This is a genomic window from Photobacterium sp. TLY01 (assembly GCF_021432065.1).
In the GTDB taxonomy this organism is placed as follows: domain Bacteria; phylum Pseudomonadota; class Gammaproteobacteria; order Enterobacterales; family Vibrionaceae; genus Photobacterium; species Photobacterium halotolerans_A.
Genome location: NZ_CP090364.1, coordinates 1,790,343 through 1,816,125 on the forward strand (window position 1 = coordinate 1,790,343; position 25,783 = coordinate 1,816,125).

At 46.3% G+C, this 25,783-nt stretch carries 28 protein-coding genes; 3 read left to right on the forward strand and 25 right to left on the reverse strand.

What is annotated here, in order from left to right; genetic code table 11:
* Positions 1-39: 39 nt before the first annotated feature.
* The 21 genes from LN341_RS08605 to LN341_RS08705 form a co-directional block, all read right to left on the reverse strand.
* Positions 40-636: an imm11 family protein gene (locus tag LN341_RS08605; RefSeq protein WP_234203043.1), complete on the reverse strand. Its 597-nt coding sequence runs from the start codon at positions 634-636 to the stop codon at positions 40-42.
* A gap of 2 nt (positions 637-638) precedes the next feature.
* Positions 639-1,004 carry a hypothetical protein gene (locus LN341_RS08610; RefSeq protein ID WP_234203044.1) on the reverse strand — a complete coding sequence of 122 codons (366 nt, stop codon included), beginning with the start codon at positions 1,002-1,004 and terminating at the stop codon, positions 639-641.
* The gene (locus LN341_RS08615; protein ID WP_234203045.1) at positions 1,004-1,561 is read right to left on the reverse strand and encodes an imm11 family protein; all 558 of its coding nucleotides are present in this window, start codon (positions 1,559-1,561) and stop codon (positions 1,004-1,006) included. The genes LN341_RS08610 and LN341_RS08615 overlap by 1 nt, the downstream gene beginning before the upstream one ends.
* Positions 1,562-1,690: 129 nt before the next feature.
* Positions 1,691-2,308, reverse strand: a complete 618-nt coding sequence (locus tag LN341_RS08620; RefSeq protein ID WP_234203046.1) for a hypothetical protein — start codon at positions 2,306-2,308, stop codon at positions 1,691-1,693.
* 120 nt (positions 2,309-2,428) lie between these two features.
* Positions 2,429-3,055, reverse strand: a complete 627-nt coding sequence (locus LN341_RS08625; RefSeq protein WP_234203047.1) for a hypothetical protein — start codon at positions 3,053-3,055, stop codon at positions 2,429-2,431.
* A 123-nt stretch (positions 3,056-3,178) separates the two neighbouring features.
* Positions 3,179-3,775: a hypothetical protein gene (locus LN341_RS08630; protein ID WP_234203048.1), complete on the reverse strand. Its 597-nt coding sequence runs from the start codon at positions 3,773-3,775 to the stop codon at positions 3,179-3,181.
* Positions 3,776-3,833: 58 nt separating this feature from the next.
* Positions 3,834-4,466 (reverse strand): hypothetical protein, encoded by a 633-nt coding sequence (locus LN341_RS08635; protein ID WP_234203049.1) that lies wholly within the window; start codon positions 4,464-4,466, stop codon positions 3,834-3,836.
* A gap of 121 nt (positions 4,467-4,587) precedes the next feature.
* Entirely contained in the window at positions 4,588-5,214 is a 627-nt protein-coding gene (locus LN341_RS08640; RefSeq protein ID WP_234203050.1) for a hypothetical protein, read from the reverse strand.
* 122 nt (positions 5,215-5,336) lie between these two features.
* Positions 5,337-5,933 carry a hypothetical protein gene (locus LN341_RS08645; protein WP_234203051.1) on the reverse strand — a complete coding sequence of 199 codons (597 nt, stop codon included), beginning with the start codon at positions 5,931-5,933 and terminating at the stop codon, positions 5,337-5,339.
* A gap of 135 nt (positions 5,934-6,068) precedes the next feature.
* Positions 6,069-6,695 carry a hypothetical protein gene (locus LN341_RS08650; RefSeq protein ID WP_234203052.1) on the reverse strand — a complete coding sequence of 209 codons (627 nt, stop codon included), beginning with the start codon at positions 6,693-6,695 and terminating at the stop codon, positions 6,069-6,071.
* Positions 6,696-6,697: 2 nt separating this feature from the next.
* The gene (locus tag LN341_RS08655; protein ID WP_234203053.1) at positions 6,698-7,063 is read right to left on the reverse strand and encodes a hypothetical protein; all 366 of its coding nucleotides are present in this window, start codon (positions 7,061-7,063) and stop codon (positions 6,698-6,700) included.
* Positions 7,063-7,620: an imm11 family protein gene (locus LN341_RS08660; protein ID WP_234203054.1), complete on the reverse strand. Its 558-nt coding sequence runs from the start codon at positions 7,618-7,620 to the stop codon at positions 7,063-7,065. The genes LN341_RS08655 and LN341_RS08660 overlap by 1 nt, the downstream gene beginning before the upstream one ends.
* 80 nt (positions 7,621-7,700) lie before the next feature.
* The gene (locus tag LN341_RS08665) at positions 7,701-8,726 is read right to left on the reverse strand and encodes a hypothetical protein (protein WP_234203055.1); all 1,026 of its coding nucleotides are present in this window, start codon (positions 8,724-8,726) and stop codon (positions 7,701-7,703) included.
* Positions 8,727-8,839: 113 nt separating this feature from the next.
* Positions 8,840-9,475, reverse strand: a complete 636-nt coding sequence (locus LN341_RS08670; protein ID WP_234203056.1) for a hypothetical protein — start codon at positions 9,473-9,475, stop codon at positions 8,840-8,842.
* A 238-nt stretch (positions 9,476-9,713) separates the two neighbouring features.
* Positions 9,714-10,220, reverse strand: coding sequence for a hypothetical protein (locus LN341_RS08675; RefSeq protein ID WP_234203057.1), 507 nt, complete (start codon positions 10,218-10,220; stop codon positions 9,714-9,716).
* A 123-nt stretch (positions 10,221-10,343) separates the two neighbouring features.
* On the reverse strand, positions 10,344-10,940 hold the full coding sequence (locus LN341_RS08680) for an imm11 family protein (RefSeq protein ID WP_234203058.1): 597 nt from the start codon (positions 10,938-10,940) through the stop codon (positions 10,344-10,346).
* A 1-nt stretch (position 10,941) separates the two neighbouring features.
* A complete protein-coding gene (locus LN341_RS08685; RefSeq protein ID WP_234203059.1) occupies positions 10,942-14,154 on the reverse strand; it encodes a PAAR-like domain-containing protein in 3,213 nt (1,070 codons plus the stop codon).
* Between the two features lie 219 nt (positions 14,155-14,373).
* On the reverse strand, positions 14,374-14,970 hold the full coding sequence (locus LN341_RS08690; RefSeq protein WP_234203060.1) for a GNAT family N-acetyltransferase: 597 nt from the start codon (positions 14,968-14,970) through the stop codon (positions 14,374-14,376).
* A gap of 150 nt (positions 14,971-15,120) precedes the next feature.
* Complete coding sequence (locus LN341_RS08695; RefSeq protein WP_234203061.1) at positions 15,121-15,906, reverse strand: aminoglycoside phosphotransferase family protein; 786 nt, start codon at positions 15,904-15,906, stop codon at positions 15,121-15,123.
* Between the two features lie 8 nt (positions 15,907-15,914).
* Positions 15,915-16,316, reverse strand: a complete 402-nt coding sequence (locus LN341_RS08700) for an ACT domain-containing protein (RefSeq protein ID WP_234203062.1) — start codon at positions 16,314-16,316, stop codon at positions 15,915-15,917.
* 24 nt (positions 16,317-16,340) lie between these two features.
* A complete protein-coding gene (locus tag LN341_RS08705) occupies positions 16,341-16,826 on the reverse strand; it encodes a GNAT family N-acetyltransferase (RefSeq protein ID WP_234204985.1) in 486 nt (161 codons plus the stop codon).
* Positions 16,827-17,111: 285 nt separating this feature from the next.
* On the opposite strand from LN341_RS08705, the gene LN341_RS08710 reads away from it, so the two are divergent.
* The 3 genes from LN341_RS08710 to LN341_RS08720 all read left to right on the forward strand — a co-directional run bounded on the left by LN341_RS08710 (position 17,112) and on the right by LN341_RS08720 (position 21,907).
* A complete protein-coding gene (locus tag LN341_RS08710; RefSeq protein WP_234203063.1) occupies positions 17,112-18,563 on the forward strand; it encodes an NAD-dependent succinate-semialdehyde dehydrogenase in 1,452 nt (483 codons plus the stop codon).
* A gap of 42 nt (positions 18,564-18,605) precedes the next feature.
* On the forward strand, positions 18,606-19,880 hold the full coding sequence (gene gabT / locus LN341_RS08715; RefSeq protein ID WP_234203064.1) for a 4-aminobutyrate--2-oxoglutarate transaminase: 1,275 nt from the start codon (positions 18,606-18,608) through the stop codon (positions 19,878-19,880).
* Positions 19,881-20,062: 182 nt separating this feature from the next.
* Positions 20,063-21,907: a PLP-dependent aminotransferase family protein gene (locus tag LN341_RS08720; RefSeq protein ID WP_234203065.1), complete on the forward strand. Its 1,845-nt coding sequence runs from the start codon at positions 20,063-20,065 to the stop codon at positions 21,905-21,907.
* A 97-nt stretch (positions 21,908-22,004) separates the two neighbouring features.
* On the opposite strand, the gene LN341_RS08725 is transcribed toward LN341_RS08720, so the two are convergent.
* Genes LN341_RS08725 through LN341_RS08740 form a run of 4 tightly spaced genes read right to left on the reverse strand, consistent with a single transcriptional unit; the run spans position 22,005 to position 25,783 of the window.
* The gene (locus LN341_RS08725; protein ID WP_234203066.1) at positions 22,005-22,877 is read right to left on the reverse strand and encodes a carbon-nitrogen hydrolase family protein; all 873 of its coding nucleotides are present in this window, start codon (positions 22,875-22,877) and stop codon (positions 22,005-22,007) included.
* Positions 22,874-23,911: an ABC transporter ATP-binding protein gene (locus tag LN341_RS08730; protein ID WP_234203067.1), complete on the reverse strand. Its 1,038-nt coding sequence runs from the start codon at positions 23,909-23,911 to the stop codon at positions 22,874-22,876. Before LN341_RS08730 ends, LN341_RS08725 begins: the two co-directional genes overlap by 4 nt.
* Entirely contained in the window at positions 23,904-24,908 is a 1,005-nt protein-coding gene (locus LN341_RS08735) for an ABC transporter ATP-binding protein (RefSeq protein WP_234203068.1), read from the reverse strand. Before LN341_RS08735 ends, LN341_RS08730 begins: the two co-directional genes overlap by 8 nt.
* Complete coding sequence (locus LN341_RS08740; RefSeq protein ID WP_234203069.1) at positions 24,905-25,783, reverse strand: ABC transporter permease; 879 nt, start codon at positions 25,781-25,783, stop codon at positions 24,905-24,907. The genes LN341_RS08735 and LN341_RS08740 overlap by 4 nt, the downstream gene beginning before the upstream one ends.

The following is a 25,783-nucleotide window of genomic DNA, read 5'->3' on the forward strand; positions in this document are numbered from 1 at the left end:
CTACGCATGCACTCGGGTGGTCACTGTGAGAGTAGTCTGTTATTCAAAGGCAGATCCGATAGACCAGCTATCCACCCGTTCAAAACTCAAACCTGTAAGATTCGCCTCACGAAGTGCCTGCACAACTGTTTCATGGAACAGGAATTTAGGCTTCTCTTCCAATGTGAATACTAATCGTTTTTCTAGAGGGATTTTATCTAGAACATTTTCATCCAATGATAACACCTCTAACGTAAAATCATCATCTACATAAGTGCCATCTATTTCTGACCGTCCATGGTGGATTGCTTTATGATGATTCCAGATATGCATGTAATAGTGTTCTGACCAAATTTTATCGCCATTGACGATATTGGTTTGATAAAAATCTACACCGGGTAAGTGAAACGGCTCCAGAACTTGCCTGAATTTTTCAGAGACCAACTGCTCTGCGGTTTCATGATAGTCACACGGCTGAAATTTGGCGCGATTACCTTCTGTAATTTCAACAACACCAGGACCAAAAACATGATTTTTCAAGGACCAAAGAGACATTAAATGATCTAACCCTTCATCAGAATCCTCCGCCATATCTAACATATATGCGCCTGACTCATGATTTTCTCTCAAAATATAGTACTGACTGTCATATTTCATGATTACAACTTCCGATGAATCCGAATATGTTGATCTGCATGCTGAATCTTATCCGCCAAATCTGGATGAAAATATAATGCCTCATCATCATAGGCCAACCAAACTTGTTCTCCGGATTGAATGGCACTCGCAACCTTATACAAGGGTTTCGCCTGAACAAACTCGTATTCCAAATCCTCTTCATCGAAACGAACCATCGCTGGCAGGGTGTCGATTTTTTCAGCGATGTCTAATTCATCGCTGATATACATGCCAGGGAAAAGAGTAAAATCAAGGATAACTTTTGGCTCATCTGAATAAAATTTTGTCTTTACCACTTCCGCCAGTGGACCCGGTTGTTGAAAGCTTTGTTTGATCAAGTTTTCCATCAGATGATCTCCACAGGTGTTAATTTAACTCCTGATACATTTAGCTGACTTAAAATCAACTTCACCTTTTCGTTAACAATAATTTTCCAGCAATGTTCCTTTACTCTAAAGACATCGTGAACAATATTGGACTTAGCTAATTTTTTTGAATCAATTACCATTCGAGTAACTGTTTTGTAGCTTTCATAATAATTACTGTATCTCCTTGCTTCGGAGGCATACTCATTGAGTAATGGATATGAAGCAAAAACATTCATGTGATAATAATTCTTATATAACTTTCCGTCATTATTAACTGAAACAGGAAAAAATTGCACCCCACGAATATAATTATACGTAAGTATGTCTACAATATTTTGTATAGGCAATAAGTCAAGCGCCTTAAGGATATCAGACATTGCTTTTTCCTTATATTCTTCATCGACAAATATTTTAGGCGGAGAATTATAGAACCTAACCCCTAGCTGACTATAATCAAGGATGTCGATGTAATCTTCATCAAAATGAAATGAAGCCTCACCTTCAATAAACTCTCCCTCTAGCACATAATAGTTCATTTACCCACCTGATTTATCAAGAATACTTTTATCATTAAAATAACAGTCAGATATATAGCCTTATTTCCCTAGCCACAACATTTAAAAAAGACTCACCTTCATTACAATTAAATTACATCATTGTATCTTTCATTTCTTGATATTATATAAGTGTAATGACCATTCATCTACTCGCTGAAAACTCAAACCTGTGAGATTCGCCTCACGAAGTGCCTGAACGATTGTTTCATGGAATAAAAATATTGGATCTTCTTCTAACCTGAATACAAGACGTTCTTCAAGTGGAATCTTATCTAAAACATTTTCATCAAGTGATAAAGATTCTAATATAAAATCATCATCAATATAAGTACCATCTATCTTTGACCTTCCTTTATAAATTGCTCTATGATGATGCCAGACATGTATATAATAATGTTCACTCCACGTTTTACTTCCGCTAACAATATTTGTTTGGTAAAAATCCACGCCAGGTAAGTTAAACGGTGCCAGAACTTGCCTAAATTTTTCAGAGACCAACTGCTCTGCGGTTTCATGATAGTCACACGGCTGAAATTTGGCGAGATTACCTTCTGTAATTTCTACAACGCCAGGGCCAAGAACATGATTTTTTAAAGACCATAGAGACATTAAATGATCTAACCCTTCATCAGAATTCTCCGCCATATCTAACATATATGCGCCTGACTCATGATTTTCTCTCAAAATATAGTACTGACTGTCGTATTTCATATTATTACCATACATGTAACTTCCAGATGAACCTGACTAGCCCCAGACCTCTGACTCAAATCTCATTACATTCTGCTGTATCCATCATTAAAGCCCCAGTGAAGGGGCCGACATTAATCACATTATTTATAGCGATTACAAATCATCATAAAAATCATCGTCATCGTCTTCAAAGGCAGATCCGATCGACCAGCTATCGACACGGCGAAAACCTAAACCACTGAGGTCAGCGGCTCTGAGGGCTGCAACGACAGACTCATGAAACAGAAAAGTTGGGTCTTCTCTCAATCGAAAAACCAATCTTTTTTCTAAAGGGACTTGATCCAGCACCTCTTCATCTAACGACAGTTTCAATAGAGTAAACCTGTCACCGACATAGGTTCCAGATATTTCACTCCGCTTCTTATGAATCGCTTGATGATGATACCAGATATGCATGTAATAGTGTTCTGACCAAATTTTATCGCCATTGACGATATTGGTTTGATAAAAATCTACGCCAGGTAAGTGAAATGGATCCAGAACTTTCCTGAACTTTTCAGAGACCAATTGCTCTGCCGTTTCATGATAATCACACGGCTGAAATTTGGCGAGATTACCCTCTGAAATACCAACTCTTCCCGGTCCAATAACGTGCCTTTTCAAGGACCATAGAGACATCAAATGCCCTAACCCTTCATCTGATCCTTCTATTTTATCTAACATGTAATCCGTTGCACGACCACTTTCTTTTAACATGTAGTATTGACTATCATATTTCATTTTCTTGCCATCACACGATTCGTCTTCTCATTGACCATCTCTCAAACTGTTGATAATTCAGAATATTGAAAAAACATATGGCCACCATAAACATTTTATGGCAGCCAGTGTCGTAATAGTCTGTTATTCAAAGGCCGAACCAATTGACCATTCATCTACCCGCTGAAAGCTCAAACCTGTGAGATTAGCCTCACGAAGTGCCTGCACAACTGTTTCATGGAACAGGAATTTTGGCTTCTCTTCCAATGTGAATACTAAACGTTTTTCTAGAGGAATTTTATCTAGTACATTTTCATCCAATGACAACACCTCTAACGTAAAATCATCATCTACATAAGTGCCATCTATTTTTGACCGTCCATGGTGGATTGCCTTATGATGATTCCAAATGTGCATGTAATAGTGTTCTGACCAAATTTTATCACCATTGACGATATTGGTTTGATAAAAATCTACACCGGGTAATTGAAACGGCGCCAGAACTTTCCTGAATTTTTCAGAAACCAATTGTTCTGCCGTTTCATGATAATCGCAAGGGAAAAAATTTGATGTATTTCCATCATACACTTTCACTTTTCCTGGCCCTAAAACTCGACGACTAATCGAACGCAATGACATCAGACTGAACAATCCTTCATCAGTACCCTCTGTATGTCCAAGCATATATGCGCCTGACTCATGATTTTCTCTCAAAATATAGTACTGACTGTCATATTTCATGGTGTCACATATCCTATAGCTTCAAATATATCGATTTAATTTTTCCAGATTTTTACTACTAAAGACTGTCATACAATTCATCATCGAATGTTGATCCAATAGACCACTCATGAACACGAATAAAACTCACACCAGTTACATTAGCATCACGGAGTGCTTTTACAACAGTTTCATGGAACAGAAACTTAGGTTTTTCTTCCAATGTGAATACTAATCGTTTTTCAAGGGGTATTTTATCTAGCACATTTTCATCTAATGATAACGCCTCTAATATGAAATCATCATTTCTATATGTACCATCTACTTTTGAGCGGCCTTTATGGCTCACACTATAATGGTTCCATATGTGCATAAAATAATGATCATGCCAGACACTATTATTATGAATGATATCTGTTTGATAGAAATCAACACCAGGCAAGTTAAACGGCAACAAAACTTGCCTGAATTTTTCAGATACCAACTGCTCTGCTGTTTCATGGTAATCAAAAGGCTTAAAATTACTCATATCACCATGTGAAACTTTAACTTTACCAGGCCCTAACACACGACGACGAATTGAATGAATTGACATTAGGTGTTCCAACCCCTCATCTGAATCCATACGCTGACCTAGCATGTAAGCACCAGACTCTGAGTTTTCTCTCAAGATATAGTATTCATTGTCGTACTTCATATTATTACCATACATGTAACTTCCAGATGAACCTGACTAGCCCCAGACCTCTGACTCAAATCTCATTACATTCTGCTGTATCCATCATTAAATCCCCCAGTGAAGGGGCCGACATTAATAACACTATTAATATCAATTACAACTCATCATAAAAATCACCGTCGTCATCTTCAAAGGCAGATCCGATCGACCAGCTATCGACACGGCGAAAGCCTAAACCACTGAGATCAGCGGCACTGAGGGCTGCAACGACAGACTCATGAAACAGAAATGTTGGGTCTTCTCGCAACCGGAAAACCAATCTTTTTTCTAAAGGGACTTGATCCAGCACCTCTTCATCTAACGACAGTTTCAACAGAGTAAACCTGTCACCGACATAGGTTCCAGATATTTCACTCCGCTTCTTATGAATCGCTTGATGATGATTCCAGATATGCATGTAATAGTGTTCTGACCAAATTTTATCGCCATTGACGATATTGGTTTGATAAAAGTCCACGCCAGGTAAGTGAAACGGTGCCAGAACTTGCCTGAATTTTTCAGAGACCAACTGCTCTGCGGTTTCATGATAGTCACACGGTTGAAACTTAGCGCGATTACCTTCAGATATACCTACCCGACCCGGCCCCAGCACTTTTCGGTGAATAGGGAAAAGAGACATTAATCTCTCTAATCCATCATCTGAACCTTCAATTTGGTTTAACATGTAACTAGTCGAATCACCACTCTCTCCCAGAGTATAATATTCACTATCATATTTCATTTTCTTGCCATTATACGATTTGTCTTCAAATCGACTATCTCTCAACCTATTGATAATTCTGAATATTGAAAAAACATATGGCCACCAGAAGCACTTTAGGCAGCCATTGTAGTAATAGTCTGTTATTCAAAGGCCGAACCAATTGACCATTCATCTACCCGCAAAAACTTCAAGCCTGTTAAATTAGCTTCACGTAGAGCATTCACAACAGTTTCATGGAATAAAAATTTAGGTTTTTCTTCTAACCTAAAGACAAGACGCTCTGCTAATGGTATTTCTTCTAATACCTTATCATCCAAGGACAGACTTTCTAAGGTAAAACTATATGTTTTATAATTTCCATCAATTTCAGAACGTAATAAGTTTATACATTTATAACTATTCCAAATATGAAGATAATAATAATCTGACCAAACCTTATTACCATTGATGATATTTGTTTGATAAAAATCAACGCCAGGTAAGTTAAATTTCAACAATACCTGTCTAAATTTACCCGAGATCAACTGTTCTGCAGTCTCATGATAATCGCATGGGCTAAACCTGCTAGAATCGCCATCCAACACTTCTACAATGCCTGGACCTAACACCCTTTTACTAATGGACCTAAGTGACATTAGATGCTCTAATCCTTCATCAGAACCATCAGCTTGTTCAAGCATATATGCACCTGACTCATGATTTTCTCTCAATATATAGTACTGACTGTCGTATTTCATATTATTTTCATGCAAGGAATTTCCCAATGAACAGACTCAGCCACAGGCCTCTGAGTCAATGTTTATCAAATCCAGCCGTATCTATCATTAAAGCCCCACTGAAGGGGGCAATATCAATTACATTATTTATATCAATTACAAATCATCATAAAAATCATCGTCGTCGTCTTCAAAGGCAGATCCGATCGACCAACTATCGACACGGCGAAAGCCTAAACCACTGAGGTCAGCGTCACTGAGGGCTGCAACGACAGATTCATGAAACAAAAAAACAGGTTTTTCTTCCAAGGTGAAAACAAGCCTTTTTTCTAAAGGGACTTGATCAAGGACTTTTTCATCTAAAGACAACTTCAATAGGGTAAATCGGTCATCAACATAAGTCCCTAATATTTCACTCCGCTTCTTATGAATCGCTTGATGATGATTCCAGATATGCATGTAATAGTGTTCTGACCAAATTTTATCACCATTGACGATATTGGTTTGATAAAAATCCACGCCAGGTAAGTTAAACGGTGCCAGAACTTGCCTGAATTTTTCAGAGACCAACTGCTCTGCGGTTTCATGATAGTCACACGGTTTAAACTTAGCACGATTACCTTCAGATATACCTACCCGGCCCGGCCCCAGCACTTTTCGATGAATAGGGAAAAGAGACATTAACCTCTCTAACCCATCATCTGAACCTTCAATTTGGTTTAACATGTAACTAGTCGAATCACCACTCTCTTCCAAAAGATAATACTGACTGTCATATTTCATGATTACAGCTTCCGGTGAATCCGAATATGTTGATCTGCATGCTGAATCTTATACGCCAAATCTGGATGAAAATACAATGCCTCATCATCATAGGCCAACCAAACTTGTTCTCCAGATTGAATGGCAGCCGCGACCCTATGCAAAGGCTTTGCCTGAACAAACTCGTATTCCCAATCCTCTTCATCGAAACGCACCATAGCCGGCAGGGTCTCGATATTCTCAGTAATCTCTAATTCATCGCTGATGTACACGCCAGGAAAAAGAGTAAAATCAAGGATAACTCTTGGCTCGTCTGAATAAAATTTTGTCTTTGCCACTTCCGCTAATGGACCCGGTTGTTGAAAGCTTTGTTTGATCCAGTTTTCCATTAGACGATCTCCACAGGGAAAGCAACAACACCGGTGATATTATTTTCATCAATAATATTTTTTATTTTTTCGTTAATGATGACTTCACTAACATACTCTTTAACTCTAAAAAAATCATGACTAACATTAGCTTTATCAAGCTTATCCATATCGAAAACCATATTTAGTATGAAGTCATACGAATTATAATAATCACTATAATTTCTTGCTTGCGATGAAGATAAATGCAGCAAATTATAAGATGGAAAAACATTCATATAAAAATAGTCATGGTACACCTTACCATCAACATCAACATCAACAGGAATAAATTGTACACCTGTGACAAAATTTGCGGTAAGAACATCAACCAACCGTCGATGAGCGATGTAATCAACTGTTTTTAAAACATCTGACATTCTACGTTGTTTGTATACTTGATCGACCTTAATAAGAGGAGTTTTCTTATAGTATTTAATAGACAAATCACTTTTATCTTCAATGTCATTAAAATCTTCCACAAAAGAGAAATATGCTTCATCTTCAATAAACTTACTCTCTAGCAAATAATAATTCATTTATCCTCCAAGTTTTGCTTTTTTATTTCCAATTAACACTTTATCATTAAAGTAAAAATCAAGAAATTGAAGCACATCAATCAGACCATCCAGTGCTTTAGCACCGTTTCGGGCAGTGACGCCACCGGTAATGGCGACAGCGGCAACGGGGGCGCGACACCACCACTAACAGCACCGGCCAAGGCAGTACCGCCGGTGACAGCGGCAAAATCGATACCTTTTTGCGTCCCCTGCGACACCGCCAGACGCGTCAGTTCATCCGCTGGCATGGCTTCCAGAAAAAGGCGTGGCAGGCTGGCAAGATAGGCTCGGGTTTCAGGATCAACCACTAACAGCAAGAGTATTTCCATTGCCTGACTGGCTTCCTGCAGGCCCAGTTTCACCCGGTCAACTTCCTGCAGTTTGCGCTGCATCACGTCTATATCACCGTCCACAATGGCTTTCACCAGCAGGTCGATACCAATATCAGCTTCGTCCATCAGCTCGCCGAATTCGCCAAAATCAGGCAGATAATCGGTGACACCTGAACTGATCCCCATGCCGGTGCTTTTCGCATAAGACCAGCTTTGCTCCAGAAATGACAAGTCATCAAAGGCGTCTTTGCGGCTGCGCATTTCTGCCAGTTCTTCTTCAACGCTGGCCTTCAGTTCAGCAAACTGCTCTGCTGCGATCATCGGCGCGGTTGCAGCCTGTTGGCGGGCAGTTTGCACCATCTCGCCCACCTGGCCATTCAGTGCTTCAGGGATCGCTTCCCTGTGCTTTTCGAGCTCCTTTTCTGCCTTTTTGGCTTCTTCTTTGTCACCAAACGTCACTTCAGCACCGACTTGAGGTACGCCGTACAGCATCACACTGCCGTTCGCATCCAGTTTTCCTTCCTGTTTTTCGCCATTGGCGAACATGACAGAGTAAGACACATAGCCTGCTGGCGTTTGTTCAATGTCATCGTACGTCAGTCGAATCGCCAGCGGCGCTGGCAATGCGTTCAGCGAGTGAACCACATCGGTAATGCTGCCGCCCTGCGTGGTGCGCTGGTTATTGGTCGGCACCACCATGATGTTTTCGCCCTTGCTTCGAATGGTGGCGATTTTCTGTTTCAGGCCGCTCATTGCCGCTTAAATGTCATCGGGCAGATTTTTACGGACCGTTTTCACCGATTCCAGCCGGAATATGATTAAAGCCCCACTTAAGGGGCCAATATCAATCACCGTGTTAGTATCAATTACAAATTATTATAAAAATCGTCTTCCTCTTCTTCTGTAGAAAAAGCAGAACCTGGCCCCCAGTTCTGAATGTTCAGAAAATTAACACCAGTCAACCCAGCCGCTTTTAACGCAACAACAACTGACTCATGGTAGAGGTATTGGGGATCTTCATTCAATCTAAAGACTAGTCTCTCATGTAAAGGAACCTTATTTAAGACTTCTTCATTTAACGACATTTTCTCCAAAATAAACCGATCATCTTCATACGTACCATCATAGACAGATCGCTTCGGATGTAAGGCTCGATGATTTTGCCAAATATGAATCAGATAATGTTCTTTCCAGATATTCCCTCGATTCTCTATATAAGCAGGGTAAAAATCGACTCCGGGGAGCTGAAATGAATCCAAAATATTTTTAAATTTCTCAGACACTAGACCTGCTGGCAAGACCTCATGATAATCACAAGGTTTGAAATTACCATCATCGCCCATAGTTATGTGCACATACCCAGGACCAAGGACTTTTCTTTTTATCGAACGCATAGAAAGCAGCTTCAATAATCCATCATCAGATTTCTCGCTTTTAGATAGCATGTAAGGTGCTGATTGACTATCCTCAGTCAACAAATAATACTGTCTGTCGTATTTCATATTATTTTCATGCAAGGAATTTCCCAATAAACAGACTCAGCCACAGGCCTCTGAGTCAATGTTTATCAAATCCAGCCGTATCTATCATTAAAGCCCCACTGAAGGGGGCAATATCAGTTACAAATCATCATAAAAATCATCGTCGTCGTCTTCAAAGGCAGATCCGATCGACCAGCTATCCACTCGGCGAAAGCCTAAGCCGCTGAGGTCAGTGGCTCTGAGGGCTGCAACGACAGTTTCATGAAACAAAAAAAACAGGTTTTTCTTCCAAGGTAAAAACAAGCCTTTTTTCTAAAGGCACTTGATCCAGGACTTTCTCATCTAAGGAGAGCTTTAATAAAGTAAATCTGTTACCAATATAAGTTCCTTTTATTTCGCTTCGTTTTTTATGAATCGCCTGATGATGATTCCAGATATGCATATAATAGTGCTCTGACCAAATTTTATCGCCATTGACGATATTAGTTTGATAAAAATCTACACTGGGTAAGTGAAACGACGCCAGAACTTGCCTAAATTTTTCAGAGACCAACTGCTCTGCCGTTTCATGATAGTCACACGGTTGGAACTTGGCGCGATTACCTTCTGATATGCCTACCCGACCCGGTCCCAACACTCTTCTGTGAATTGGATGAATGGCCATGAGTCTTCCTAAACCTTCATCAGAACCATCAATCTGATCTAACATATAATCCGTTGCACGACCACTTTCGTTTAACATGTAGTATTGACTATCATATTTCATTTTCTTGCCATCACACGATTCGTCTTCTCATTGACCATCTCTCAAACAGTTGACAATCCAGAATATTGAAAAAACATATGGCCACCATAAACATTTTATGGCAGCCATCGTAGTAATAGTCTATTATTCAAAGGCCGAACCAATTGACCATTCATCTACCCGCTGAAAACTCAAACCTGTGAGATTAGCATCACGAAGTGCCTGCACAACTGTTTCATGGAACAGGAATTTTGGCTTCTCTTCCAATGTGAATACTAAACGTTTTTCTAGGGGTATTTTATCTAGTACATTTTCATCTAATGATAATACTTCTAGAATAAAATCATCATCCACATAAGTTCCATCAATTTTTGATCTACCTTTATGAATTGCCTGATAGTTATTCCATATATGCATATAGTAATGTTCTGACCAAGTTTTATTTCCGCTAACAATATTTGTTTGGTAAAAATCCACACCAGGCAAATTAAATCCTTGCAACACCTGCATGAATTTTTCTGAAACTAATTGCTCTGCAGTCTCATGATAATCTGATGGTGTAAATAAATCTGGATTTCCCTCAATAATTTCAACCACACCTGGACCAAGAACACGATGTTTAATTGAACGAATCGACATCAAGTGCCTTAACCCCTGATCAGAAGTTCTTTTTTGTTCTAGCATGTAACTGGATGAGTTACCACTTTCTCTTAAAAAGTAATATTCGCTATCATATTTCATTTTATTTACCCAATCGTAATGTACCGTTAAAATGACCTAGCCCGTAGTTATGATTTCTATTTCTCTTACAGACATTGCTTCTTTGTAAACCAAGTTTCTTAGCTTCAATACTTTTAACATTACAGCACCCCAACCGACTGCCTTTTTTATAATCTCGATTATCCCAAGCAATTGTCCATGTAAAATCTTCAATATAACGCAAAACTTTATTACTTATTTTTTTCATATTAAACTCAAACTTTCCATTTAATATCTCTCGATTTTCTGCATGCTCACAGAGCTTACCTTTTTCTATTTTTCTTTTAACATCTAGAACAAGAGCTTTTGCTGACTTAGGATAAGATAGGTTTCTATCTTCTTCAATTAATACTGAGTTATAATCATTCATCTCAATTGTTACTTCTTTTTTTACATCTTCATTTAAAATATCCCTCTCTAAACCCTCAAGTTCAGTAATTGCACCTCGCTTTCTATTATATGCAATTCCTTTTGCATGATTACCTTTATGTCGCTGAACTGCTAACTCACAAGCCAAACTCATATCAGCAGGTAATGTCACTAGGTTATGAATCCCATTAATATCATAACTAAAATTGTCAAAAAGCTCTGAAAAAATATCACCTTTCACTGCTTCTTTAGGTATAACATGATGAACTTCTAACGAACTATTCCCAATAAACCATTCATGCTCGCTTGGAAAAGATTTATTTCTTTTCTTATAAGCATCTGCCATGTTTTTCTTATGTGGACCATCACCATTATTCCCTTTCCCCGGCTTCAACCGATTCCGGTTCTTACATTTAGGGTCATCGCAGATCGGGCAATGTTTTGGCAGATTAGTCTCATTATCCTTTTCATGCTGTTTTTTATCGTGGCGGTTGAGCGTGGTCTTTTTGCTGTCGGAGATCTTCATCAGCACATCAATCAGACCTTCCAGTGCTTTACCACCGTTTCGGGCGGTAACGCCACCGGTAATAGCGACAGCGGCAATGGGGGCTCCGACGCCACCGCTGACAGCGCCGGCCAAGGCAGTACCGCCTGTAACAGCGGCAAAATCGATACCTTTTTGCGTCCCCTGCGACACCGCCAGGCGCGTCAGTTCATCCGCCGGCATGGCTTCCAGAAAAAGGCGTGGCAGGCTGGCAAGATAGGCTCGGGTTTCCGGGTCCGACAGTAACAGCAAGAGTATTTCCATTGCCTGACTGGCTTCCTGCAGACCCAGTTTCACCCGGTCAACTTGCTGCAGTTTGCGCTGCATCACGTCTATGTCACCGGTCGCAATCGCTTCTACCAGTACATCAATACCGATATCCGCTGCGTCCATCAGCTCGCCGAATTCGCCAAAATCAGGCAGATAGTCGGTGACACCTGAGCTGATCCCCATGCCGGTGCTTTTCGCATAAGACCAGCTTTGCTCCAGAAATGACAAGTCGTCAAAGGCGTCTTTACGGCTGCGCATTTCTGCCAGTTCTGCTTCAACGCTGGCCTTCAGTTCAGCAAATTGCTCTGCTGCGATCATCGGCGCGATTGCAGCCTGTTGGCGGGCAGTTTGCACCATCTCGCCCACCAGGCCATTCAGTGCTTCAGGGATCGCTTCCCTGTGCTTTTCGAGCTCCTTTTCTGCCTTTTTCGCTGCTTCTTTATCACCAAACGTCACTTCTGCGCCAACTTGGGGTACGCCGTACAGCATCACACTGCCGTTCGCATCCAGTTTTCCTTCCTGTTTTTCGCCATTGGCGAACATGACAGAGTAAGGCACATAACCTGCTGGCGTTTGCTCCATGTCATCGTATGTCAGTCGAATCGCCAAAGGCGCTGGCAATGCGTTCAGCGAGTGCACCACATCGGTAATGCTGCCGCCCTGCGTGGTGCGCTGGTTATTGGTCGGCACCACCATGATGTTTTCGCCCTTGCTGCGGATGGTGGCGATTTTCTGTTTCAGGCCGTTCATCGCCGCTGAAATGTCATCGGGCAGGTTTTTACGGACCGTTTTCACCGATTCCCGATGGGCTTTGATGTTGTCGGAGATATAGGTATACCCACGGGTATCTGAGTGAAAAAGGATCGTTTCCAGCCGGGCATCCGTTTTTTCCAGAATGCTGCCGCATTCGCGACTGAGCAGGGTTGCCTTGGCGTCCCAGTCCAGGTTGTCCAGCCACTCACTCGGGTTGCCAGTGCCCAGATGACGCATGGAAGCCAGCAGGTTGTTGCCGGATTCCTCTTTGTGATAATTGACGAACAGATCAAACAAGACGCCGTCTGCTTCCAGTATCGGCAGCATGGTGCTGATCAGGCCGAGGATGTCTTGCTCCGACACAGGCTGCTGGTCAAAGAAGTTGATCAGGCGCGCTGCGATCTCTTCTGCCTGACCCGGTTTGGGGTTCAATGGCAGATGCGCGCGAATTTCCACTTCCAGCATGTGACGAAATTCAAGGCTGTCTGCCAGCGTTTCGCCCAGATAACCCCAGATACGCTTTTGCATATCGCCCCTTGGGACCCAGAATGGCACGCACATGTGTGATGCGCGGTCAAAAAACACCTCGTCATCAAGCGTGGCTTTATCCGGGTTGGCAGGGCGAGGATAATTGATTTTATAAGGTGCTGGCGCTTCACCGTATTCAACGGTGCAGCCTTTGGTGGGCAAGCCGTCAACAATGGCTTCACCTGCGTTATTCAGTGTGCCTTCTGCCAGAACGGCACCGGATTCATCTTTCAGTTTGAAAGGGGCATTGGCGAGCGGTTTACCGGACGTGTAACGACATTGAACACGCAGCGCATGGGTTTTGTCTTCATCTGGCTGAACAGTCACCGACGGGTTTTCACAACCAAAACACATGGTATTGCCTGCGTTCATGGTCATCATGTCGGTTTTACGGGCCACCCCGACACCTTCAATTTTCACTGTGGAAGATGCCGTGGTGAATTTGGCTTCCGCTTCGGTCGTACCGGAAACAATGCCTTTTTTATCGCCGCCTGCATCGCCGGTGCTACACGAAAACTGGCTGCTTTTCAGGGCAATGCTATTGCCACCATCGGCGGTGACGGTTGTGCTTCCATCGGCCAGATCGGCCGACTTCGCATTGTTTCCGTAAGGGATGGGCACAACGGGTGGCCCGACTGTTGTCATACATACATCAGGGACGGCAGCATTCGCTTCACCGCCTGACCCTTTATGAACAATGCTCAGACCATCAGCACTGATAGTGACTCCCATGACGCTTTCCTCGCAACACAGACTAATGAATAGCCATTATTCTACCAGATGCCCATCATCGTATCCCATTGATAGAAAATAGGAAATAGTAGTTAATATGACTTTTTTTCCAGTCATTCTGACAGTTATTCAATTCTTGTGAGGAATATCAAGCTAACGACTAAAAAGGTTGGATTTGCCTCGCAACACCACGATGCACAGTGAAAAAAGAAAGCGCCATCAGCCTGACTGTATCTCGTAAACCATGGTGGTTGAGCCAGAAAAGCCTACCAGCCATTTCAGATAAGGAAAACGATCGGTTCTGACCGGATGGAAGCCTTTTTCGTCATACAGTTTTCTGGCTCTCGGGTTGCTGTCGATAACATCAAGCCGCACTTTCTGATACTGATTCTCACGGGCATACGTGATGATGTGCGATAACAGTTCCGAGCCGAGTCCCTGACCTCGGCAGGCGGGATCCACCACGATGCCGTCCATAATCAGCTCTTTGGGATCAGGCTTGCGCTCAAACAAACTCAGGACAAGCGCGGCCCAGGTTCCGCGCCAGAAGCCCAGGACTCGCCATAACCGCTTTAAGGTGATGCCACCCGTCAGCGAGCCCTGCGCTGTCTGATACCCGGCAATCCCCACGATTTTTTCATTGGCGATCACCACAAAAGAAAAATCCGGATTGAAAGATTCAGCCAGCAAATGAATCCGCTGCGCTTTGCTGGGAATCGCGGCTTTAAACTTGTGTCCAAACGCATTTTCATAAAGAGATGCAACAGCTAAAGCATGGGATGCATGCCAGCCTTGCTGAATCATTGAATTGTCCATGAAAAAACCTCTGAGCAGTCTTCTTGCAGGAAATCATAACCACGGCAGCACTGACTTTAATCGACAAAACATCGTCATCAAAACGAGATTACGCTGTGCGTGCGCCAAGCCACACAATACGCAATCAGATGTCTATATTAGGATACAAGATCACAGATCCTGTACCGTCATGATTCCCTCAGTGATCGCCACCTGTTGGTGTCTGAGATAATCAATATCCGCCAGATAAGCCAGATGATGCCCTTCAGCAAAGTGTTGTACGAACTGCGCGTCACCCATGTCAGCCTGTGCCCGCATGAAATCGACCAAACTCTGCAAGCGTGTGATCATTTCACTGACTAATTGCTGTCTGTCGGAGGCAGAAACGCCGTAGCTGTCACAGAACAATCTGGCCCGGGCTATCTGTGTGTCGAGCGTCCCCAGCTGATCGACAGGATCGGTTTTAAAAGGCGACCAGCAATAGACCGAATAGGCAATATCCCACAGCCGGGGTGCCGGATGAGCGGTATCGAAATCGAACACGCCCACGACTTCATGTCCGCTCAGTGCGACGTTGTACGGGGTGAAATCACCATGACAGATCACCTCGGCAGGCGCTCTGGCTGGCAGCATCCAAGCCGTTTCCGCCAGATTCACTGTTTTCAGGAAACCTTGCGAAGCATCATGCAATTGCCGCAGCAATCTGGCAGCGCTGATCAATGCCTCTTCTGAGGCTATCGCTCCTTCAAGTGGATAATTGTACGTCTCGCCTTCGACAAAGCTCAGTACCTCAGATCCCGCATCCATCCCAATCACTTCAGGACAGGCACGAAACCCCTGTTGATGCAGATAACGCAATAAAAGATGAACCGTCGCAGACCAAGCCTGTACTGGCCTGACAACCGTTTCACCCTGACGGTAAATCCCTGTTTCCCTTCCTCCGGAAAGCGTTTCCATGATCATCCTTATGATTGATTTGTCAGATCCGTCAGCACCTGCAACGCCAGGTCCGCTTTGTCCGCCGGTACAAAAACGTGATCGTGATAATACGCGGCAATCACATTGGCGCTGATGTCATGCTTTGCCAACGCAGTGGACACCGCCGCCGTCAGCCCGACGGCTTCCAGGCTGGAATGTACCGTCAGGGTAATACAGCGAAAGGTCGATTCATACTTGATTGCAGCCGCTTCTGCCGACTGGGTCGTCAACACCAGCGTTAAGCCTTCCTGCTCCTGAAATGTCGCCAGCGGGGCATACTGCAGATACTCGGTAATATCTCCGTTGACGGTGCAAAAAACATAGTCGTCTTCCCGCGTTACCGGCGACATGGTTTGCAGCAGCCGTTTCAAGTCCATGATGCCTGACATTTTTCCTCCTTGTTCAATGGTTCATTATTGGGTCAGCTGTTTGTACATCACGTAACAGTCAACCAAGCCTTGATTCTTGTGCCGGTAGGCGCCGGGTAACGTGCCGACGATCTGAAAGCCCAGTTTCTGCCAGAGCTTCACGGCAACCTCATTGGTCGATACCACTGAATTAAACTGCATTGCGCTGAACCCCTGTTCAAGCGCCACACGTTGTGAATGCTCGCACATGGCACGCGCGACGCCTTTGCCCCGCGCGGCCTGCGTCACCATATAGCCGCAGTTACAGACATGGTTCCCCGGCCCCATGGCATTAGCTTTCAGATAGTAAGAGCCCAGCACAATATCGTCTTCCACACATACAAACGTCTTGAGTGGCATCTCGCCCCACAATGTATAGGCTTGCTCACGGCTCATCTCCGGATCAAAGGCGTAAGTTTCCTGCGCCTGAATAATGCGCCTGAATTCAGGCCAGAATTGTTCAAAATCAGCGGCATCCATTTCACGTATCAGCATATCTGGGCTCCCTTGGCTGTGATTGACTGAATTTACGACGAAAACTGCGGGCTGTCATGCCTTGGTCTCACCGAAACAGACAGACAAAAACAATCATGGCTGTGTTACCGGCCTCCTTTGACAAGCACATCCGTCCCACAGTCCTGCCGTCACTCGCCTCTGACCTTTCTGGATCCTCAGACACACAGGAACTGGATCTCCTTTGGACAAACGGACCTTCCTAGAATGGGTTTTCAGACTTATGAGTCTATACCGACAATCTGCTCAGTTCAGGAAGCCGCTATGCCAGAAAATGCTCAATTACACCATTTTGCACTGAACAATCCGACATTACTGTCGGTTCTGTGCAACAAAAGCGACGATGCCATTGAAGTCATCAATCCGGCCAGCGATGAGACACTCGGTTATGTCCCGTCTCTGAGCAAAAACGCCATCATTGATATCATTGAACGGGCCCACCTTGCACAGAAGCAATGGGCTAATCTGCCGGCAAAATCCCGTTCAGCCATGCTGCGTCACTGGTATGAGCTTGTCATGGCGAATCAGGATGATCTTGCCCGTATTATGACACTGGAACAAGGTAAGCCCTTTGCTGAAGCCAAAGGTGAGGTGGCTTATGGCGCCTCATTTATTCAATGGTTTGCCGAGGAAGCAAAACGTACTTATGGCGAAAGTATTCCTGCCACCAGCGAAGACAAACGCATCATTACCATCAAGCAACCTGTGGGCGTGGCAGCCGCCATTACCCCCTGGAATTTTCCTATCGCCATGATTACCCGCAAAGCGGCACCCGCACTGGCTGCCGGATGCAGTTTCATTGCCAAGCCTGCCAACCAGACGCCTTTAAGTGCTTATGCGGTCGCCGAGCTGGCTTATCAGGCCGGGATTCCCAGAGATCTGCTGGCAATGGTCAACAGTCACTCTTCCGTGATGGTGGGCCAGTTGTTCAGCACCCACCCACTGATTCAAAAGCTGTCATTTACCGGCTCGACTGAAGTTGGCCGTGTCTTAATGAGCCAAAGTGCCGATACCGTCAAACGAACTTCTATGGAGCTTGGCGGTAACGCACCGTTTATTGTGTTCGAAGATGCCGATATTGAACGTGCGGTTCAGGGGGCGCTGGCCTCTAAGTTCCGGAATGCCGGGCAAACCTGTGTCTGTGCGAACCGCTTCTATGTCCATGACAGCGTTTATGACGATTTCGTCCAGCAGTTCAGCCGTGCTATCCGTACGCTGAAAGTCGGTCACGGTCTGGATGAAGGGGTATCCATCGGCCCGCTAATCGATCGCCGCGCCAAAGATCAGATCTTGGCACTGATCCAAGGCGCTGTGGTTCAGGGAGCACAAATCGCGACAGGAGGTGAAGATCTGGGTGGACTGTTCATCGCACCTACCCTGCTGACAGAAGTCACACAGAACATGGACATCGTGCAGAAAGAAATTTTTGGCCCGGTCGCCCCTGTGCTCCGCTTCAGCAACGACAGTGAGCTGATTGCAATGGCCAATGACACAATTCACGGTCTGGCCAGCTATTTCTTTAGTCAGAATATCAACCGGGTATTCCACATCGCCGAGGCTCTGGAGTTCGGCATGGTTGGCATCAATGAAGGCATTATTTCGACCGAAGTTGCCCCGTTTGGCGGCGTGAAGCAATCCGGCATCGGCCGCGAAGGCGGACGCCAGGGCATCGAAGAATATTTACACACGAAGTATCTGTGTTTTGGCTCCCTGTAAGCCAAGCCAGCCACTGCACATCATTTTGACAAGGAATTCTGCATGAACAATCACCACTGGCAACAACGCAAAGAGGCGGTTATCGCAAAAGGAATGGGGAATCTGGCACCGGTTTATATAACACAGGCTGAGAACATGACACTCAGCGATGTCGAAGGGAATCAGTACATTGACTTTGCGTCTGGCATTGCTGTTACCAATACAGGTCACAGTCATCCGCAGATCATTGACGCCGTCAAGCGACAGCTCGACCAATTCAGTCACACCTGTGCCATGGTTACCCCTTACCCGGCTTTTGTCGAGCTGGCTGAGCAGTTGGTAGAACGCACACCCGGAAGCAGTGCCAAAAAAGCCATTTTCCTGACCACAGGTGCCGAAGCGGTCGAAAACGCCGTGAAGATCGCGAGAGCAAAAACCGGACGCAGCGGTGTCATTGCGTTTAAAGGCGGGTTCCACGGCCGCACCAATCTGTGCATGGGACTGACAGGCAAAGTGACCCCATATAAAGCCGGTTTCGGTCCTTTTCCGAACGAGATCTATCACCTTCCCTTCCCGAATGCCTGCCATGGCATCAGCCAAGCCCACAGCCTGAATGCGCTGGAGGATTTATTTACCAGCACCATTGAACCCGCTCGCGTCGCGGCGATCATTTTTGAGCCGGTTCAGGGTGAAGGCGGTTTTTATCAGGCTCCGCCAGCGTGGGCTCAGGCGATTCGCCGCCTTTGCGACCAGCACGGCATTGTTCTGATTTGTGATGAAATTCAGACGGGGTTTGCACGCACAGGGAAACTGTTTGCGACCGAATACCTTGGCATCGAACCCGATCTCATGACACTGGCCAAAGGTATCGCCGGCGGTTTCCCGTTATCGGCCGTGGTCGGTAAAGCTGAGATCATGGATGCCGCCAGCCCTGGTGGATTGGGCGGTACGTATGCAGGCTCACCACTCGGCTGTGTCGCCGGACTGGAAGTGCTGAAGATCATCGACAAAGACAATCTGTGCGACAAAGCCAGCGCGATCGGCGAGGTGATGAAACAACAACTGGAAACGCTTCAGCAATCCTTCCCTGAAATTACCGATATCCGCCAGTTAGGCGCTATGGTCGCGATCGAATTAAGTGACCCTGTCACTCATAAGCCGCTTAGCGATCTGACAAAGCAGTTGGTTCAGTCGGCCCCCCAAGCCGGACTTATCCTGCTGTCGTGCGGTGTCAGAAGCAATGTCATTCGGCTTCTGCCACCGCTCACCGCTGACATGGATGAGATCCGACTCGGACTGAACCGGCTCAGGGTGCTGTTTGAGCAACTCGTTAAATAACACTCAACTCACCGGCCGTGCAAGCAGCCGGTGAGATACCTGCCTGGATCACAAGTTGCCATACTTTTCTGCTTTTAGCGCTGTTCTCTGTTCTCCCCTGCACTTGTTACTGATATGTTAAACAGTGAAGGTATAGCGACAGGTTTGCCCAAGGATAAGGGCACCTTGAAATAGGACGTAACATGCTAAACCAACTGATTGCACTGGATCCGCAGTCTCGCTTATCTCTGGGCGAACAAATACAGGCCGGCATTACTGATGCTGTGATTAAGGGCTATTTTCCCTCTGAAAAAAGCCTGCCTTCTTCGCGTAAACTCTCTCAAACCTTGAATGTGGCACGTAATACCGTCATCCGAGCCTACGAGCAACTGGTTGAAGACGGGATCTTAATCTCAAGGGAACGCTCAGGCTATTATCCGAATCCGGGTATGGTCAACACAGCAGCAATGGCAGACTCTCCCCCTCTCACCAATGAAGATTCAGTAAACTGGGCGACGCTGATCACCAATCCTGCAGAGCAGTCTTCCGAGCCAATTCATGATGATTGGCGCACATTCACCTACCCTTTCGTTTATGGCCAGGTCGATAGCAGCATGTTTCCGGCCAATGAATGGCGAAAATGCAGTCTCAGGGTGCTCAACCGAAAAAGTTGTGAAGTCTGGACGGGTGATCAGGCTAACGATGATGAGTTGATTGAACACATTCGCACACGCATCCTGCCCCGCAGAGGCATTCTGGTCAATCGTGACCAGATTCTGATTACATTGGGCAGCCAGCAAGCACTGTTCATCCTGGCGCATTTATTCAAACGAGACGGCCTAACCGTTGGGATTGAAGAACCAGGATACCCGGAAGCCAGAAAAGTGTTTGAGGCTCACCATGCCAGACTGTGCCCGCTGGATGTCGACAGCGAAGGCCTGATGGTCGATGACAAACTGGCACAATGCGATTTGGTGTACACCACACCCAGCCACCAGCTTCCGACCACAGTGACGTTATCCGACGAAAGGCGCCATGCGTTGCTGGCGATGGCAGAGAAGCATAATCTGCTGATCATTGAAGATGACTATGAACATGAAACCAATTATCTCGACTCCCCCGTTCCGGCGCTCAAGTCGCGGGCGGATGCAGAACGTGTCATCTACATTTCCAGCTTGTCCCGGGTTTTGGCACCCGGGCTGCGCATTGGTTTTATGGTGGCATCCCCTGCCGTGATTCAGCATGCGAAAACCGTACGTTCGCTGATGATCCGCCAGCCACCGGCCAACAACGTCAGCAGCCTTTCTCTGTTTTTGTCTATGGGATATTACGATTCGCTGATGCAAAAGCTGATTCATGCCTACCGCCAAAAGTGGCAGGTGATGGAAGACAGCCTGAATTATTACTTTCCCCAGTACAATGCGACACCGGCTTTTGGCGGAACCGCGTTCTGGATTGAAGGGCCACCTGAGCTGGATGCCAATGAATTACAACGCATTGCCAAAGAACACAGCATTCTGATTGAACCCGGGGATCGCTTTTTCAGCCGCAACAATGGCCGCCACTGTTTTCGGCTGGGTTTTGCCGCGATACCGATTGACCGTATCCGTGAAGGCATTGCCCAGCTCGCAAGGCTAATGAATAAGCTACTACCGCCGGAGCACATCGACAATGCCGTGGGCGTACGCTACCGGGGCGATGCTTTGCGTGAGCTGCTTAATGGCTGTCAGGTTCTGGCCAGTGACTGCTACCACGTGCCCTATCTGATTACCTTTCAGCGTGACGGGCAAATTCATGGGATTGCCGATCATCCCAATGATGAAGATGAAGGTTACTGGTGGATTAAAGATGACCGATGGTACAGACAATGGCGCAGATGGCAATTTGCAGAAGAGCGCAGCTTTGCCATTGTGGTACATGGTGAAATTTTCAAATGGTTTGATGAATCAGGCTGGTGCGTCAATCAGGGGATTCTGAACCCGAAGACCACGTTTCAGGTAAACAGCGAAGAGGTATTATCCAATACGGTGACCGCACTGCCGGGGTGATGTGTCTGATGCGTAAGGGAAGTATGTAAAGCTATCTGAAGCAAAAAAATCGGGGCTGTTAAGCCCCGCACTCAAGGAACCATTGTTCAGTTTCTTATTATAATTCTGTAGGCTTACGGCATAATGCCGCACGGCCAGATACCTTAAGAGTATCCAATCGATCCAAATATGGCGAGCGATCTCCCTGATATTGCGGAAAAATCACGTCATGATCACGATAACTCTTTAAAATTTGTCCCAAGCCAAGTACACCTCGCTCTCTGGAACGGCGTACCCGGTTCAAATCCAGCTCCAGTGCAATCACTTGTTCAGTCGTACCCGCCTGATAGAGTATGTCGCCATCCGGGCCGACCACAATAGACTGGCCGTTCCCCAGATTTCCGGCACTATTAATATCAACAAAGTAACACTGATTTGTGACAGCATGGGTACGCGCCATGCAACATTCCAGTTCTCTGTCCAGCGTACCTGTCATGGTGGGATGAATGATCACCTCCGCACCTTGCCAGACCATGGCACGAATCGTTTCAGGCACCCACATGTCATAGCAGATAGAAACCCCGAAGCGGCCGACATCCGGTACATCAAACACCACAAATTCATTGCCGGCGCTGATACCCTGCTCGTAGGGCTGAAAAGGATACATCTTCCTATACCGGCTGACAATTTCTCCTTGCGGATTTATTACCTGCACAGTATTAAACACCTGATCACCAGCCCGCTCATACATAGACCCGGGTACCAGCCAGATCTGCAGTTCACGCGCCAAGGCCTGTAACCGCTCTTCAGTCGGCCCGGGCATCGGTTCCCGAAACGCCGGATGTGAGCCAAATGGTGCTAACTCACTAAAAATCACCATGTCTACCCAGGGAAAACGCTGACAAGTCAAGCGGGTTTCCGCTTCAAGCCGACTCAGGTTATCGCTCTGTCCCAGTGCAAGCTGCAGACCCGCAATCGCAAAATAACTCATTTCATCAACTCCCCGATTGGAAAGTGGCAGGCCACCCTGTGTTGACTCTGTTCATGTTCGTCATCGCCAGGCTCATCGTTTCTGGCGTCAATCACCGGCTGTTTCTGCTGACACAACTCATTCCCGTTGGGACAGCGCGTATGAAAAAGACAACCAGCCGGTTTATTCATCGGACTGGGGATTTCCCCTTGCAGCGGCTGCAGACTATCCCGTTTGGCTGGATCCAGCGAAGGAATCGAATCCAGCAACGCACGGGTGTAATGATGTTTTGGCTGACCAAAGACCTGCCCGACGGGTCCGGATTCAATCATCTGACCGAGATACATCACCAGCACATGATCGGCGATTCGCTCCACCAGCCCCAGGTTATGCGTAATGAATAAGTAACTCAGGTTGCGCTGCAAACGCAGCCGATTCAGTAAATTCACCACAGTCGCCTGGACTGACACATCCAGTGCAGCGGTCGGTTCATCCAGAACCAGCAGGTCGGGATCAAGGATCAGTGCCCTTGCGATGCCAACACGTTGCCGCTGACCACCCGACAGTTCGTGCGGCATCCGGAGTAACATCAGCGCATCCAATCCGACATCGGCCATGACAGCCAGTACCCGTTCCCGACGTTCTGCCTTACTCAGCCGGAAGTGAGTTTTAAGGGGTTCTTCGATTAATTGAAAGACATTGAGTCTGGGATTCAGCGAAGAATACGGGTTCTGAAACACGATACTGAAACGCTGCCGAAGTGATTTCATCGATTTTCGATCCACCTTGGCCAGATCCATACCGTCGAAAATCACTGTTCCCTGATCCGGTTCAATCAAGTGCAACACACTCATGGCCACCGAGCTTTTACCACACCCCGATTCCCCCACTAAAGCCACACACTGACCGCGGTGGATATCAAAATTAACTTCAGAAAAGGCCTGCAGCGGCTGTTTACCGACCCAATACTGCTTGCCCAATCCGCGAACGGACAACAAAGGTGCCGTCACACCCATTCCTTCTGATTCATGAACCAATGCCTGACTGTTAACCATTAGCGACCTCCCTGTTGAAGCTGGCTAGCACGCCTTCGGCCTGAAAACATCTGACTTGTCGTTGCCCTATCGTGGACATGTTCACCGCCTGCTCATAACACTGCGAAACACAGTGCTGACAACGGCTGACAAACGCGCAGCCTGAAAGCGGCTGACGCAGATCCGGCACGCTGCCTTTAATCGCAAACAGGGGCGCGTTGCCATGCCCGATTTCCGGTACAGATTGCAGCAGCCCTTGTGTGTAGGGATGCAAAGGCTGAGCAAAAAGCTGCTCGGTTGGCGCAATCTCCACCACTTGCCCGGCATACATCACCGCAACGCGGTCACACAGCGAGGCCACCACGGACAAATCATGGGTAATAAAAATGACAGACAGGCCTTCTGTGCTGGCCAGTTCACGCAGCAGCACAATAATCTGAGCCTGTATGGTGACATCCAGCGCCGTGGTTGGTTCATCGGCAATCAGCACCTCCGGCTCGCAACTCAACGCCATAGCGATCATGATTCGCTGCAGCTGACCGCCTGAAAACTGGTGCGGGTATTTTTTCAGCGCGATGTCGGGATCGGGTAAATGCACTTTATTTAAGAGGGCGCTGGCTTTGCTGTACGCTGATTTTTTATCAAGGGGCTGATGCCGTCGAATCACATCGGTCAACTGCCTGCCGACCGTAAAAAACGGATTCAGTGCCGTCATCGGATTTTGAAAAATCATGGCAATTTTTTGCCCGCGCAGGCTGGCGAGTTCTGCCTCGCCCGCCGACACCATGTCGGTTTCACCCAGACGAATCCGGCCTGAAACCTCAGCGTTCGCCGGCAGGATCCCCATACAGGCGGCGGACGTCAGCGATTTCCCGCAACCCGATTCACCAACCAAGCCAAGCAGCTCCCCCTTTCTCACCTCAAAGCTGCAGCCGTTGATTGCATGCATTGTGTGGTGAAAACCGGGAAATCGCACCGTCAGATTCTCGACGGATAAAAGTATGTGATTTTCCATCATTCACGTCCTTTGAAAGTCGGATCCAGCATATCGCGAAGGCCATCACCCAGCAGGTTCACGGCCAATACACACAGAAAGATGGCCAGACCAGGGAAAACCGCTGTCCACCAGAATTCAAGAAACAAGCTTTGCGCATCGCCAATCATCAGTCCCCACTCGATGGTCGGCGGCACAGCGCCTAAGCCCAGAAAGCTCAGGGCAGCAGCCCAAAGGATGACGTAACCAAAATCCATCGAGACCTGCACCAGTAAAGGGGTCATCGCATTCGGTAATAAATGCCGAAACATGATGGTGACATGGCTGACGCCAATCGCCTGGGCTGAATGCACATACAGCTCATTGCGCACACTGAGCACAGCGGCACGTAATATCCGGGCATACCAGGGGAACCAGGAGACAGCGATCGCCAGCATCACGTTAAACAAGCCCGGCCCGAGGATCGCAATCATACAGATAGGCAATAGCATGGGCGGAAACGCCAGAAAGACATCCGATACCCGCATCAGGATCGTATCAACCCGCCCACCGGCATAACCAGCGACTAGCCCGACCGGCAAACCGATCAACAGGGAAAAAACCACGGTGACAAAACCGATAATCAATGACACCTGGGCCCCATAAAGCACACGGGAAAAGATATCGCGACCCAAATTATCAGTGCCGAACCAATGCGCCGCATTGGGCGCCTGCAATTTATGAGCGAAATTCATCTGGGCCGGATCATAGGGTGCCAGCCAGGGCGCCAATACCGCAGCCATGCAGAGCAGGATCAGTAACCCTGCGCCGATAAATAACAGCGGGTTATTGCGTACTCTGTGAGACCATAAGGCTGCCGTATGGCGCCAGCCTGTTTGTAAAGTCAGTGCCTGTTCCAT